Genomic DNA, 224 nt, shown 5'->3' on the forward strand with positions numbered 1-224 from the left:
TCAATCGACAATGTCCCCGAGGCGTGGCAGAAGAAGACCGGCCGGGTGTGGGGTAAGGGCGGCGAATGGCCTGTCCAGGAGAAGGTGAAGATCAGCCTTCAAGATCAGTTTGGTGACGGCGGCTGGTTCGTCTACCGGCGGCTGATGCGGTCGTGGCGAATTGCCAATGCCAGGTCAGCAGGGGATGCGTACCGCATCCGGTCAGCGCGGAAAATGCTGACCTG

Annotated in this window: 1 protein-coding gene; it reads left to right on the plus strand. The window is 61.2% G+C overall.

Annotated features, from left to right (window positions below; translation table 11 throughout):
* Positions 1–224 (plus strand): hypothetical protein (locus tag AB1471_RS18105; RefSeq protein WP_367781097.1); only part of this gene is annotated, 224 nt, incomplete at both ends.

The organism is Jeotgalibacillus marinus (assembly GCF_040801915.1).
GTDB classification, from domain to species: Bacteria; Bacillota; Bacilli; order Bacillales; family Jeotgalibacillaceae; genus Jeotgalibacillus; species Jeotgalibacillus marinus.